13 protein-coding genes are annotated in these 13,803 nt (G+C 37.6%); 8 read left to right on the top strand and 5 right to left on the bottom strand.

The annotated features are described in order from the left end of the window. The first annotated feature begins 185 nt into the window (after window positions 1-185). Window positions 186-725 (top strand): helix-turn-helix domain-containing protein, encoded by a 540-nt coding sequence (locus D5R40_RS24325; RefSeq protein WP_124146036.1) that lies wholly within the window; start codon window positions 186-188, stop codon window positions 723-725. Window positions 726-800: 75 nt separating this feature from the next. Here the strand turns inward: D5R40_RS24325 and D5R40_RS35965 are convergent, their stop codons facing one another. Next, on the bottom strand, window positions 801-947 hold the full coding sequence (locus tag D5R40_RS35965; RefSeq protein WP_161565058.1) for a hypothetical protein: 147 nt from the start codon (window positions 945-947) through the stop codon (window positions 801-803). A gap of 17 nt (window positions 948-964) precedes the next feature. Here D5R40_RS35965 and D5R40_RS24330 point away from each other — a divergent pair, with 17 nt between their 5' ends. Next, the gene (locus D5R40_RS24330) at window positions 965-1,612 is read left to right on the top strand and encodes a transposase (protein WP_124147257.1); all 648 of its coding nucleotides are present in this window, start codon (window positions 965-967) and stop codon (window positions 1,610-1,612) included. A 198-nt stretch (window positions 1,613-1,810) separates the two neighbouring features. On the opposite strand, the gene D5R40_RS24335 is transcribed toward D5R40_RS24330, so the two are convergent. Continuing rightward, entirely contained in the window at window positions 1,811-2,548 is a 738-nt protein-coding gene (locus D5R40_RS24335) for a class I SAM-dependent methyltransferase (protein WP_124144979.1), read from the bottom strand. Window positions 2,549-3,704: 1,156 nt separating this feature from the next. Here D5R40_RS24335 and D5R40_RS24345 point away from each other — a divergent pair. The 3 genes from D5R40_RS24345 (at window position 3,705) to D5R40_RS24350 (ending at window position 7,427) form a co-directional block, all read left to right on the top strand. After that, entirely contained in the window at window positions 3,705-6,233 is a 2,529-nt protein-coding gene (locus D5R40_RS24345) for a mannose-1-phosphate guanyltransferase (RefSeq protein ID WP_124144981.1), read from the top strand. Continuing rightward, window positions 6,226-6,381: a hypothetical protein gene (locus D5R40_RS37115; protein WP_192901120.1), complete on the top strand. Its 156-nt coding sequence runs from the start codon at window positions 6,226-6,228 to the stop codon at window positions 6,379-6,381. Before D5R40_RS24345 ends, D5R40_RS37115 begins: the two co-directional genes overlap by 8 nt. Before the next feature lie 539 nt (window positions 6,382-6,920). Then, complete coding sequence (locus D5R40_RS24350) at window positions 6,921-7,427, top strand: single-stranded DNA-binding protein (protein ID WP_124144982.1); 507 nt, start codon at window positions 6,921-6,923, stop codon at window positions 7,425-7,427. A 22-nt stretch (window positions 7,428-7,449) separates the two neighbouring features. Here the strand turns inward: D5R40_RS24350 and D5R40_RS35970 are convergent, their stop codons facing one another. Next, window positions 7,450-7,590 (bottom strand): hypothetical protein, encoded by a 141-nt coding sequence (locus D5R40_RS35970; protein WP_161565059.1) that lies wholly within the window; start codon window positions 7,588-7,590, stop codon window positions 7,450-7,452. Window position 7,591: 1 nt separating this feature from the next. Beyond that, window positions 7,592-8,266 carry a lipoyl(octanoyl) transferase LipB gene (gene lipB, locus D5R40_RS24355; RefSeq protein WP_124144983.1) on the bottom strand — a complete coding sequence of 225 codons (675 nt, stop codon included), beginning with the start codon at window positions 8,264-8,266 and terminating at the stop codon, window positions 7,592-7,594. 264 nt (window positions 8,267-8,530) lie between these two features. Between lipB and hpf the strand changes: the two genes are divergently transcribed. Next, window positions 8,531-9,175: a ribosome hibernation-promoting factor, HPF/YfiA family gene (gene hpf / locus D5R40_RS24360; RefSeq protein WP_124144984.1), complete on the top strand. Its 645-nt coding sequence runs from the start codon at window positions 8,531-8,533 to the stop codon at window positions 9,173-9,175. Between the two features lie 289 nt (window positions 9,176-9,464). On the opposite strand, the gene D5R40_RS24365 is transcribed toward hpf, so the two are convergent. Next, the gene (locus D5R40_RS24365) at window positions 9,465-9,932 is read right to left on the bottom strand and encodes a peroxiredoxin (RefSeq protein ID WP_124144988.1); all 468 of its coding nucleotides are present in this window, start codon (window positions 9,930-9,932) and stop codon (window positions 9,465-9,467) included. A gap of 871 nt (window positions 9,933-10,803) precedes the next feature. Between D5R40_RS24365 and D5R40_RS24370 the strand changes: the two genes are divergently transcribed. After that, the gene (locus D5R40_RS24370; RefSeq protein ID WP_275670372.1) at window positions 10,804-11,076 is read left to right on the top strand and encodes a response regulator; all 273 of its coding nucleotides are present in this window, start codon (window positions 10,804-10,806) and stop codon (window positions 11,074-11,076) included. Between the two features lie 350 nt (window positions 11,077-11,426). Continuing rightward, entirely contained in the window at window positions 11,427-13,619 is a 2,193-nt protein-coding gene (locus D5R40_RS24375; protein ID WP_338043181.1) for an NHLP family bacteriocin export ABC transporter peptidase/permease/ATPase subunit, read from the top strand. Window positions 13,620-13,803: the final 184 nt, after the last annotated feature.

Genomic DNA, 13,803 nt, shown 5'->3' on the forward strand with positions numbered 1-13,803 from the left:
AACTAGTGCAGGATGGCAGAAATAAGTGACCAGTAGGAGCAATGCCCTCTTCCTGAGATAGAATACTCAGAGGTGCGATCGCATCGGAGAGGCCAGCCCCAAAAAGTGACCACTAAAAAAAAGTGATTTATGAAGTAAACTAGAATTTGTGGAAGCCCAATCAATAAGCCCAGTCAACCCCATGAATGAATGCCTATCCCCAAAGCTCAATCCATAATCCTGTCGCCAAGACAGAAAAGCCTACTGCAAGTTTTACCCTTCAGACCACCAATTCCTATGGCCTGGTCAGAAGGGTAAAACTCATCCTAGCTGCTGCCTCTGGAACCAACAATACAGCGATCAGTGAACAACTACAACTACATCGAAGGCAAGTGAGGCAGTGGCGAAAAAGGTGGTTGGAGGCTTCTGAACAACTTGCAATTGCTGAAACTCAACAGGTGAGCGACAAGAAGTTAAGGAAACTGATAGAAGAGATTCTCAGTGATGCTCCCCGACCAGGAACAACCAAATTTTTCTCCGTGGAACAAGTAGTCCAAATCGTAGCAATGGCCTGTGAAGACCCAAAACAATCTCAAAGACCAGTGAGTCATTGGACTCCAAGGGAGCTAGCAGAAGAAGCCATAGATAGAAGGATTGTGGAGAAGATTTCACCCCGCAGTGTGGGGCGTTTTTTAAAAGGAAGCGACTCTACAACCTCATCGTCATCGTTACTGGTTAAACTCTAATCCCTCTGACCCAGTAGCTTTTCGCGACCTGGTTAAATCTATCTGTCAGTTATATCTGTCGGCCCAAGAATTATATCATGTCCGTTTATATCGTTTGTGTAAACCCAAGGGTGAATATCTACAGGAAATGATGGTTTTTTTCTTGCGAGGGTAGCCTTCTTTCCTCTTCCCTCTTTCTTCTTCCTTCTTCCTTCTTCCTTCTTCCTTACCTTTGCTATACAAGACCGATGCTACCGGACATGATATTACTCGAAAAAGGAATTCATCTGATTAGTACCGATGAAATGACGAGTATCCAAGCTAATGAGAGAATTTGCCCCACTCAACCAATAGAGCCAGGACGAGTCGAACGCAATGAGTTTGAGTACATTCGCCATGGCACTCAATGTCTACTGGCCAACTGCCATATTGCCAAAGGACAAATCATTACCCCTTCAATTAAGGCCACCCCCACAGAAGTTGATTTTCTGCAACACATTGAACAGACTATCGATACTGATTCTGATGGAGGATGGATTTTTCTTGTAGATCAACTCAATACTCATAAATCTGAATCATTAGTCCGTCTTGTGGCTCAAGGTTGTGGTATTCAGACTGATTTGGGGGTGAAACAGAAATCAGGTATTCTCCAGTCTATGGTAACTCGTGCTGCTTTTTTGTCTGACGAGTCTCACCGGATTCGCTTTGTTTATATCCCTAAACATACTTCTTGGCTGAATCAAATTGAGTGTTGGTTCTCTATTTTGGCCAGGCGTTTACTCCGGCGTAGCAGTTTCTCTTCCACCTCAGACCTCAAGCAGAAGATACTGAATTTTATTGACTATTTCAACTGTACTCTAGCCAGACCTTTTATCTGGAAATTTCAGGGGTTTTCAGAGGATGATTAACCAGATTCAGATTCATGGTCATACTGACTCAAGGATCCAACTCAATGCCGATCATTTTTAGCTTGGCTATTGACCATTTATTTTACGATCGCGATCACACTTCTGAGTATTCTATCTCAGGAAGAAGGCATTGCTTCTACTGGTCACTTATTTCTGCCATCCTGCACTAGCAATCTCCCATTCAAACTTCTTAACTAATTAAAATTTGATTTTATACATTTGAAATAATTCTCCAGGTTGTCGCCTTACTATTTTTCCGCCCATAGCGTCGATCATTTTTTCCCAATTTTCTAAAGGTTCCAAAAATACTTCTGCTCCTAAATAAGTTTCTAAAATTGCCCAATTTTCTGCTAATGGTTGTTCTGGGTTAAGCACATCAAAAACAAAGTTATTTTCAGGTTTAAGAATGCGTTTTACTTCCTTAAGTACTTCTTCCCAATAATCTATGGGATAATAACAACTAAAGCCTGTAGCGATCGCTAAGTCAAACTCATTTGCTTGATAATTTAATTGGTGAGCAGGTCCTAATTCTACTCCTTTAAATAGTTTATAATTTAGTTGAGAGCCTCGGTGATTAAGATTATCTCTGGCAATGGTACTAATTTCTTGACCATAAAAAAAAGCTTCCCAATCACGCCAAGGGTAAATTAAAAAACTCACTCCACAACCAATATCCAAACATTTTTGATTTTTCTTAGGTTTAGCTATTTCCCAAAAAGGTGAAACTATTTTTGCTGTGAGATTACCGGAGGCATAATCATGAAATATTGGCATTGCTTCAATTTCCGAGGGTAACTCAAAAGACTCTCCTCGGTAATCTCGATCAAAGCGACTCTGTACTGCGATGATTTGAGTATGCCAATTATCTAAATTTTTTTGAGCGAACCAGGAAGATTGGTCCCCATCTGAGGACAAGGCAGACTTTTTTTTGGACATTTATTTCTCTATCGTCTAGAACCTTTCAGAGCTTTTGTAAAGTTCTTACGGTAAGATTTGTTACCAATTAATAAAACAGGCCACAATATAGATAATATCAAACGATTCTGAAAGTTCTTGGAAAAGTTCGTCTGTTCAAACCCATTCCAGAATTTCCAGATTCCACCTCCATATACAACCAGTAATAACAGGCCAATTAACGTACTCATGGCACAAAACTCTTAAAAGGTCAATTTTTCAAGTGTAGCCCAATATAATTATGTAATTAATTTTAATTGGACTTTAGGTTTAATATTCATCATATTATTATAACCAATATAGGTAATATAGGTAAGTAGGTGGGTTTCAACAATTAATAATTAATAATTAATAATTACCTCTCCTTGAAAACGGATAGGATTGACTAATCATGAAAATTTTTCTTTATTATCCCCTTAAAAAGGGAGGCGCATACCCACAATTTTTCGGTAAAAAAATATAAAACTGAGGTACAAAATTTCAGACGAGGTGGAAAAAATTGCCTAACTTATATTTTTTCTAAACAATCATTTTCTAGATTAATTTGACCTATAGCGTTTTTATCTGGGATGTGGAGACCAATTGCTATGAAAAAGGTATGGAGGAAATACTAAAGGAGGAAAAAAAGAATTAAATAGTAGCAAAAACAAGGATGTAAGGCGAACGACCGACAAACTATTTTTATTATAAAAATCTCAAATTAGATTTACATCTTAAATAAAAACACTATATATACTTAATGATTACATAATTAAAATTAGATAATATTTTCACAAAATTTTTCTACAGCTATTCCCCTAATAGGAATTGAGGAATAGAAAAGTCATAAAAAATCAGGGAAAAATTTAATTTTTATAATGATTGCTATGTCTAAAATTTATGATTATTCCTGGAGTTTGATTGATTTTGAAAAAAAAATTGAAGTAAAATTTTAGATAAAAAATTTAAACAAAAATTTTGTCAAAGTAAATAAATAAAATTTTAATGACAGTATTGTTTATTTTTCAAACAATACCTGTAGAGGAAATAATTAGTTTTGACCCATTGTTTGTTATCTGACACAATCAGATCAAAGGAGTGTCAATTAGTATGAATGAATGATATATAGCAAGACAAAATCAATAACAAAGGAGGAATTATGCGTGCAGTATTAATGGCAGGAGGTTCCGGAACACGACTCAGACCACTGACCTGCGATCTTCCAAAACCAATGGTACCAATTTTAAATCGCCCAATAGCCGAACATATTATTAATTTATTAAAAAAACATCAAATTAGGGAAATTATTGCTACTTTACATTATTTGCCTGATGTAATGCGTGAATATTTCCAAGATGGCAGTCAATTTGGAGTACAAATGACTTATGCTATAGAGGAAGAACAACCTCTAGGAACTGCTGGTTGTGTGAAAAATATTGCTGAACTTCTCGATGAAACTTTCTTGGTAATTAGTGGAGATACAATTACAGATTTTGATTTAACTACAGCTATAGAATTTCATAAAAAAAATAATTCAAAAGCCACTTTAGTACTAACTCGTGTACCTAATCCTATTGATTTTGGAGTAGTAATTACAGATGAAAAACAGAGGATAAAAAAGTTTCTAGAAAAACCTTCTAGCAGCGAAATATTTTCTGATACTGTTAATACAGGAACCTATATTTTAGAGCCAGAAATTTTAAACTATCTACCAGATAATCAAGAAAGTGATTTCTCGAAAGAATTATTTCCTTTATTGTTAGATAAAAATGAGCCAATGTATGGCTATATAGCAGAAGGTTATTGGTGTGATGTCGGACATTTAGATGCCTATCGGGAAGCTCAATATGATGCACTTCAACATACAGTAAAACTTGATTTTGCTTATCAAGAGCGATCGCCCGGACTTTGGACAGGAGAAAATACTTATATTGACCGGACAGCTAAAGTTGAGACACCAGCTTTAATCGGAGATAACTGTAGAATTGGCCCAAGAGTGCAGATTGAAGCAGGTAGTGTGATTGGAGATAATGTGACAATTGGTGCAGATGCTGATGTGAAGCGGCCAATTATTTGGAATGGAGCACTGGTGGGAGAGGATGCAAATTTAAGAGCTTGTGTAATTTGTCGAGGTGCGCGGATAGACCGTCGTGCTCAGGTATTAGAAGGTGCTGTGGTTGGTTCATTATCTACTGTAGGAGAAGAGGCTCAAATTAGTCCCAATGTTAGAGTATGGCCTAGTAAAAAAGTAGAATCTGGAGCTACCCTGAATATTAATTTGATTTGGGGAACAACTGCTAAGAGAAATTTGTTTGGACAACGAGGGGTGCAGGGATTAGCAAATATAGATATTACTCCAGAATTTGCGGTGAAGTTAGGAGCAGCTTATGGTTCTACTTTAAAACCTGGTTCAACAATATCAGCTTCTCGCGACCAACGCAGTATATCTCGGATGGTTTCTCGGTCTTTAATTGCTGGTTTAATGTCAGTTGGAGTGAACGTAATAAATTTAGAATCTACTGCAATTCCTATTGCCAGAACAATTTTACCAACTATGAATCTTGTAGGTGGTATTCATGTACGTCTTTCTCCTAACCGCTCAGACCAAATATTAATTGAAATCTTTGATTCTCAAGGAATTAATCTTTCTAAAGCGAAGGAAAAAAAGATAGAGGGAGCATATTTTAAAGAAGATTTACGGCGAGTACAAATTCCAGAAATTGGCAATGTGGTTTATCGCCATGAAGTATTAGATGCTTATAGCAAAGGCTTTGAAAATCTGCTTAATTCTGAGGCAATTCGCTATAGTAAATCTAAAGTAGTAATTGATTATTGTTATGGTGTTTCTGGAGCAGTATTACCACAATTATTAGCTAAATTTGGTTGTGATGCTGTAGTTTTAAATGCGAGCTTAAAAGAGACTTCTTTAGGGCAAGAAGAAAAAGAGAGTTTATTAGACCAATTAGGTCGGGTGGTAGAAGCTTTACAAGCAAATGTAGGAGTTCAAGTAACAGCAAATGGAGAACAATTAATATTAGTAGATGAAACTGGTTCTGCTATTCGTGGTGAAATGTTAACTGCACTAATGGTCAATTTAATGTTAACCGCTCATCCGCGCAGTTCGGTAGTAGTACCAATAAATGCTTCTGCGGCAGTAGAGCAAATTGCTCGTCGTCACGATAGTCATGTGATTCGGACAAAAGCAAATCCCACGGCATTAATGGAGGCTTGTCAAATTAATCATAATGTGGTATTAGGTGGGAGTGGTGATATGGGATTTATTTTTCCTAAATTACATCCTGGTTTTGATGCAATGTTTTGTATCGCTAAAGTAATAGAAATGTTGACTATTCAAGAGCGCTCTTTAGGACAAATCAGTGCGGATATTCCTGCTGTTACTCATCGTTCCTATAAAGTACGTTGTCCTTGGAAAGTGAAAGGAGCGTTAATGCGGTATTTAGTAGAAACTAATTCTCCAGAAAAATTAGAATTAACTGATGGAGTAAAGATTATTAATCATCAAAATGATAATTGGGTATTAGTTTTACCGGATGCTGGAGAACCCTTAGTACATATTTATGCAGATAGTAACGATCGAGATTGGGTTGATAAAACTTTGAGGGATTACCGCAATACAATTAATGATTTTGTGAATTTATTTATGACTGGGAAGAAACTAAATGGTTGATAGTATGGCAGAAGGAAGAAGGAAGAAGGAAGAAGGAAGAAGGCAGAAGGCAGAAGGCAGAAGGCAGAAGGCAGAAGGGAAAATATGGCGTTGTCTGAGTTTTCAGCTTTTGATATGTTCTCACCTTTCCTTCGATTACTATAATTAATTATCAGGAAGAAAGAAGAAGGGAAAATCTGGCGTTGTCTGAGTTTTCAGCTTTTGATATGTTCTCACCTTTCCTTCGATTACTATAATTAATTATCAGGAAGAAAGAAGAAGGGAAAATATGGCTTTGTCTGAACTTTAAGCTTTTGATATATTCTCACCTTTCCTTCGATTACTATAGCAATCCTAAATCGTTTGTGATAGTTTTATTGCTTCAGTGTTTCTCCCATATCTGTTCCCTGTTTCCTAAAATCTACAATATTTCTAAACTAAAATAAGATTGCTATAATTATCTTGTTTTTGTTTTCCTTTTTTTTGCTAATTTGAAGGGGATTATAATTAAGATAGGTGAGCAGAAATAAACTCAATATTTGAAGGGGATTATAAGTTAAGATAGGTGAGCAGAAATAAACTCAATATTAGAGGGCGGGTTATTAGAACTCATTGTGCTTAAGTCAAAGCTTTCGGTTAAACCCGCCCCTACAATTTTTTTACTTATTACTTTTTACTTTGTTCAATTAGTCATAGTTAAAAATTAAAATGAATAGCTGTATATTGATGGTACAAATTATCAAAGATCCAGAACTTCGCTACACAGCAGATGCTCAATTACCAGTAGCAGAAATGATGGTGGAATTTTCTAATTTAGGAGTAGAAAAAAAACCTGCTGTACTAAAAGTAGTAGCATGGAGAGATTTAGCTCAACAAGTTAGTCAACAATACCACGAAGGAGATGTTGTAATTGTGGAAGGTCGCTTGAATATGAATACTATTGAACGACCAGAAGGTTTTAAAGAAAAACGAGCTGAATTAACAGCTTCCAGAATATATCCTGTTAGTCCTGAAGCTATGACTCAAGATGATAGTCAAACATCCAAAAATCAACCTAGTAAAAGAACTGTAACTCAGACACAACCACAAGAGCAAAACTATAATAATGTTGTAGATTTAAAGTCTCGTCGTAGCTCTACTTTCAACGAAGAATCAAAACCAAATATACCAGAAGAGAAATCACCTCCAGACGACTCTGATCCTATACCTTTTTAACTAGCTATCAACATTTCAGCACTCAGCTTTCAGCACGAAAGCTTGGGTTTAAATCCCCGACTTCTAGCTTGTCGTTTAATTTGAGGAGGGGTCGCGCATCCCCTTGCCGATAAGCTGTTTGCTCCGCATTATAGACCGAAACACTTTTTAAAATTAATAGCAAATTAACTCGAATAGCAAATTAACTCGACTCCAAATACTTTAGTAAAAGCAGCAGCTACTTGAGGAAGGACTTCATCTATAGTAATACCAGGAATAAACTCTGCCAGACTACCTACAGATTTATCAGAAATACCACAAGGTACAATTCTGTGAAAACCAACTAAATCTGGACAAACATTTAGAGCAAAACCGTGCATAGTTATCCAACGACTAACTTTAATCCCCATAGCTGCTATTTTTCTTCCCTCTAACCAAACCCCTGTTAAACCTGGATATCTTTCACCATCGAGACCATAGACATCTAACACTTGTAACAATACTTCTTCTAGTTGTCGTAGATACCAATGTAAGTCCTGCTGATAACGTCGTAAATTGAGAATAGGATAACCCACCAGTTGGCCGGGGCAATGATATGTAACTTCCCCACCTCGCTCCACTCGGTAAAGTTCATATTCATTTTGACTGGGATCGAATTTGAGAAAATCTAATGTGGCCCCTTGTCCTAAAGTATAAACTGGTGGATGTTCTAATAATATTAGGACATCAGTCAATTCTGGACAATTACGACGTTGTTGGACAAGTGATTGTTGCCATTCCCAGGCCACTGAGTAACTGATTAATCCTGGACAAATTAAATGGCAAGGGGGAGGTAACTTGGGATTATCTTGAGAAAGCATGTTAGAGAGTTTTGAAGTGGACAATGTGATGAAATACCAATATCTAATAGTTGAGTTATATAGCTAGAGTAGTTAGGAGTCAGTTTGGGTACTGTGAATTATCCAAACAATCAAGGGTAAATTTACCCTTGTAAATTTAGCTAAATTCAAGCAAAAAAAATCAAGAAATGTCAAGGGATGCAAAGGATTTTAAAGATAGGATGTTAGGGAGAATACAAAGTGCTACTCTAAATAGTAAATCCCAAACATTAGCGGAGGGAGCTTATGAAGCTTGTTATCCAGGGTAAGAATATAGAAATAACCGATTCCATTCACGAGTATGTTAATCAAAAAATTGAAAAAGCAGTTAGCCATTTTCAACAACTCACTACAGAGGTAGATGTACATCTGTCAGTAGCTCGAAACCCACGGATAAATCCTAAGCAGACAGCAGAAGTAACTATCTACGCTAACGGTACAGTCATTCGTGCCCAAGAAAGTAGCGAGAATTTGTATGCTAGTATTGACTTAGTAGCAGATAAAATTGCACGCCAATTAAGAAAGTATAAAGAAAAGCGTCAATCCAAGGTGAGTAAAGCTAAAACTGTTGAGATGATTGAATCACAACCAGTAGAGCAGGATTTGATTGGCGATCGCCAACCGGAGCTACCTAGTGAAGTAGTACGGACGAAATATTTTGCTATGTCTCCGATGACGGTAGAAGAAGCACTAGAGCAGCTACAATTTATCGATCATGATTTCTATATGTTTTCCAATGCTGCAACAGGCGAAATTAATGTGATCTACAAACGTTATCATCATGGTGGTTATGGTTTAATTCAACCACGACCTACTAATGGTCATAGTAGCAATGGGAAGGCAGCTCATAATACTGATGAAGTAGCAGGTATTGAATCTGCTCAGGTTTAGAATGATATCAGAATTGGAGTTATAGCAGGGAATAGGGAATAGGGAATAGGGAATAGGGAATAGGGAATAGGGAATAGGGAACAGGGGGAAAAAATTTTCCTATCTGAGGTTCATCATCAGTCTATGTCCTAAGCAACTTGTTCTTTGGTATATTCACTAATCTCTGAGTGATTCATTTTAACAATTAGAGCTTACGCAAAAATTCTAATTGCAGGGTGCGTTGCAATGCGCCCTAAACTGCGGTTATGGGATAATAGAGAATTTTGCGTAAGTCTCTGATGAAAGCCTTCTAGCTTCTTGAGGCAGGTATTGCTTTTAATGTTTTTAAAGCTTCTTCAACGTGAGCTTCAAAATTGAGCATAGAGTCAAAGATATGACGGATAATTCCTTCTTTGTCTATGACGTAAGTAACTCTACCCGGCAGTATCCAAAGTGTAGCAGGAACACCATATAATTCTCTGACTTTGTTGCTAGTATCGCTTAAAAGAGTAAAGGGTAAATTATACTTGCTAGCAAATTGTTTGTGAGACTGTTGAGAGTCTCCACTAATACCAATCACTTCAGCACCAGCATCTGTAAAGACTTGATATTTATCTCGAAATGCACAAGCTTCTTTAATGCATCCAGGTGTGTCGTCTTTGGGATAAAAATAAACGACAACATTTTTCTTACCATGGAAGTTAGATAGAGAAACTGGGGTTTCGTCTTGGGATGGTAAGGTAAAATTGGGTGCTCGATCTCCTACTTTAACTGCCATATTTAAGTTTTGAGTCCATTTTTTTTGGACATACATATAATGTTAACTTTTTGTTATATTAGCGTACATTATTAGGATTAGGAAAATTATAGAAGAAGGAAGAGGGAAGAAGGAAAAATTGCGTTCAAGACAGGGAACGAGAAGGAAAGAAGACAAAGAAAGATCGGAGAAAGTTTTTTGTTTAGCTGGCGCACAACGCATCCTATCTCCTGGGTCGGAGCTGCGCTAAGGTCATGCTGGGGAAAAATGTCGCGCAGCGTTAACGCAGTTGTGCGCCAGCAAAACGCAAATGCGACATGTAACGCGGAGCACGGAACGAAGTTCTATCCCTAATTAAGGGGAGATAATAAGTAATTATAGAATAGATAGGATTTGCTGATTAATATCATGTCCGGTAGCATCGTTTGTGTATAGAATTAAGTCACAATTGGAAGAAACCCTTGAACATAAAGGCCTTTTGCCCTCTGCCTTCTTTCCACCAAAGTATAAGTATTCAAGGGTACATGATATAACTCTAAAAAGCCTTTATTTGTAATAAATTTAGCCTTTTTACGGAAAAAATGCAAGTTTTTCGTTCCAAAAAGCTGAAAATGATCAAATTTTCAGCAAACCTAGAGAGACAAATATCAGACAATTATTCCTCCTGACTCAGTCCTCCTACCCCCTACAAAAAGACTTTTTCAGCAAACCCTAGATAGAAGTTTACTATTCTTCAGATTTAATTGGCGATCACTTGCTTTGCGTTTTCAATTTGAGTCGATTAATTACTATTATGTTAGTTTAATAAGTAAGGGACTTCCGAGTCAAAAAATATTTCATTGCACTGAATTTAAGGGAGTAGGGGTAGTCCAAAAATTGAATAATTTATTTTTTGCTATTCTCTAATCAAAAGAAGTATTCTTTCCCCCTTTTTAGTCCTTGTAAATCCTATGATATTATCTTAATGGATATGGAAATGCCACAAATGAGTGGGGTAGAAGCTACTTGTTGGATTCGTCAACATTTTCCAGATAGCCAAAAACCTTATATTATCGCTATGACTGCAAATGCAATGGAAGAAGATCGCCAAATTTGTTTAAATTCAGGAATGAATAATTATATTTCTAAACCAGTGAAAATTGACCAGTTAAAATCCGTATTATAACTTGAGTAACGATCGGATGTTTAAATAGAGTAATCAAATTAAGTTTGTAGCTATTTATAGTACTGCTTCTTATATCGGTAGTGGTAAACAAGTAATAATTTTTCTAGTCTACCTTCCGATCATTAAAGGGATGTAAGAACTAATATCCTGACATCTTTAGGACTACCCTTATATCATGTGCCCCCTTCCAGGGGAGCTGCGCTAACGGATAATTAGTAATCAAAAAACTTTCTTCTACTCTTCCCTCCTAACTCCTGAGTTACCCTCCTGGGAGGGGGAGGGGCGAGGGGTGGGTTGACTCCTGACTCCTGAGTGATCCCTCATTATTTATAACTATTCAACCGGACATAATATTACTTCTTCTTTCTAAGTCAAATGAAAAAAAAAGAGTCAAAACCCCTACAATTATTCAGATGGAAGCCGTTGAATGTGGTGCTGCTGCCCTCAGTATCATCCTCGCTTACCACGGTCGCATTGTACCTCTTGCCAAACTCCGACAAGAATGTGGAGTTTCCCGCGATGGCAGCAAAGCATCTAAAATAGTTGGTGCTGCCAGAAATTACGGAATGGAAGCAAATGGTTTCAAAGCAGAAACCCTCGATCAACTTGACGAAATATCTCCCCCCTACATTGTATTTTGGGAATTTAATCATTTCTTAGTCGTAGAAGGATTTAACAAACATCAAGTTTTCCTCAACGACCCTGCTACCGGACCTCGCAAAGTTTCCTGGGATGAATTTGATGAAGGCTTTACCGGAGTTATCCTCACTATCGAACCCGGAGATGAATTTGAAAAAAGTGGTCGTAAACCAAGCATCATCCCATTATTATATCAAAGACTCCGACCATCTTTAGGCGCAATAATTTATTGTATAATAGCAGGCTTTCTGCTAGTAATTCCCGGTTTGACAGTACCAGTATTTAGCCAGATATTTGTTGATAATATTCTTGTGGAAAATCGTACTAACTGGTTGCGTCCCCTAGTTTTGGGAATGACGATCGCCATGATATTACAAACTTTACTGACTTTATTGCGACTACGCTACCTGAGAAAATTAATGATTAAATTATCTGTAGGCATGTCTAGTCAGTTTATGTGGCATGTTCTGCGACTACCAGTAGGATTTTATGCCCAAAGATATGCTGGAGAAATTAGCGATCGCGTCAATATCAATAATGAAGTTGCCCAGGTGCTTTCCGGTCAGTTAGCAACTACAGTTATTGATACAGTGATGATAGTATTTTATGGGTTGGTGATGTTTGCCTACGACCACGTACTAACTTTAATCGGAATTAGCTTTGCTGCGGTAAATATCTTAGCCTTGCAGTGGGTATCTCGGCAACGGGTAGATGCCAATATGCGGTTAGTACAAGACGAAGGTAAACTTGCGGGGGCAAGTATTGCGGGGTTGCAAAGTATGGAAACCCTAAAAGCATCGGCGCTGGAGTCAGACTTTTTTTCTCGGTGGTCTGGATATTATGCGAAAACTGTGAATACTCAACAACAGTTGGAAGTGACAAATCAAGCTTTAGAGATTTTACCAACATTTTTATCATCCCTAACATCAGTATTGGTATTAGTCGTAGGTGGTTTGCGAGTCATGGAAGGGGAACTGAGTATTGGAATGTTGGTAGCATTTCAGAGTTTGATGTTAAATTTTCAGGAACCTGTAAATACTTTGGTTGGTTTTAGCAGCACTCTCCAGGAATTAGAAGGAGATTTGAATCGACTTGATGATGTATTGAGTAATGAGACCCAGGAAGAAGCTGAAGGGGAAAAAGCTGAAGGGGAAAAAGAGCAAGTATTTGAAGACTCAAAACTCAAGGGTTATGTAGAATTAAGGAATATTACATTTGGCTATTCACGGGTAGATCCACCTTTAGTCATAGATTTGAATTTGTCGTTGCAACCAGGGCAAAAGATAGCATTAGTTGGTGGTAGTGGTTCGGGAAAATCGACGATCGCCAAATTAATCTGTGGTTTGTATCAACCGTGGGAGGGAGAAATTTTGTTTGATGGTGTTCCCAGAGAGAATATTTCGCCCACAGTATTAACTCATTCTCTGTCGATGGTGGAACAAGAAATATTTTTATTTGGTGGCACGGTGCGCGATAATTTAACTTTGTGGAACCCGACAATATCAACGACTCAACTGATGAAAGCTTGTCAAGATGCCGTTATCCATGAAGCAGTGATGGCATTTCCTGGTGGATACGATGGTGAGTTATTGGAGGGAGGAGCAAACTTAAGTGGGGGTCAAAGACAGAGGTTAGAAATTGCTCGTGCTTTGGTAAATAATCCCACAATATTAGTAATGGATGAGGCAACGAGTGCTTTGGATGCGGAAACAGAGAAAATGATTGTTGATAATTTGCAGAGTCGGGGGTGTAGTTGTATTATTGTGGCGCATCGGTTGAGTACCATTCGTGATTGCGATGAGATTATTGTCTTGGAAAATGGCGAGGTGGTGCAGCGCGGTACTCATGAGGAAATGTTGCAGGAAGAGGGAGTGTATCGGGAGTTGATTAGTTCTGAGGGGTAATGAGAGAAATGATATCATCATGACTTACGGATAGACATACTTACAGGCTGTTTTGCAACGCACATTATATCACAGAAGTGCGTATAACGCTCTGATTTTGCGTAAATTCTAGTTTAATCAAAAATAATAGGCGTTGCACAGTGACGAATGATTTGATATTTTTGATAGAATTGGATTGTGGATT

Source organism: Okeania hirsuta, assembly GCF_003838195.1.
Lineage (GTDB): Bacteria > Cyanobacteriota > Cyanobacteriia > Cyanobacteriales > Microcoleaceae > Okeania > Okeania hirsuta.

Bases quoted from the DNA above. Each gene is read 5' to 3' on its own strand.
- D5R40_RS24325 (WP_124146036.1), top strand. From the start codon at position 186: ATGAATGCCTATCCCCAAAGCTCAATCCATAATCCTGTCGCCAAGACA.
- D5R40_RS24335 (WP_124144979.1), bottom strand. From the start codon at position 2,548: ATGTCCAAAAAAAAGTCTGCCTTGTCCTCAGATGGGGACCAATCTTCC.
- D5R40_RS24350 (WP_124144982.1), top strand. From the start codon at position 6,921: ATGAATAGCTGTATATTGATGGTACAAATTATCAAAGATCCAGAACTT.
- D5R40_RS37115 (WP_192901120.1), top strand. From the start codon at position 6,226: ATGGTTGATAGTATGGCAGAAGGAAGAAGGAAGAAGGAAGAAGGAAGA.
- D5R40_RS24365 (WP_124144988.1), bottom strand. From the start codon at position 9,932: ATGGCAGTTAAAGTAGGAGATCGAGCACCCAATTTTACCTTACCATCC.
- D5R40_RS24345 (WP_124144981.1), top strand. From the start codon at position 3,705: ATGCGTGCAGTATTAATGGCAGGAGGTTCCGGAACACGACTCAGACCA.
- hpf (WP_124144984.1), top strand. From the start codon at position 8,531: ATGAAGCTTGTTATCCAGGGTAAGAATATAGAAATAACCGATTCCATT.
- lipB (WP_124144983.1), bottom strand. From the start codon at position 8,266: ATGCTTTCTCAAGATAATCCCAAGTTACCTCCCCCTTGCCATTTAATT.
- D5R40_RS24330 (WP_124147257.1), top strand. From the start codon at position 965: ATGATATTACTCGAAAAAGGAATTCATCTGATTAGTACCGATGAAATG.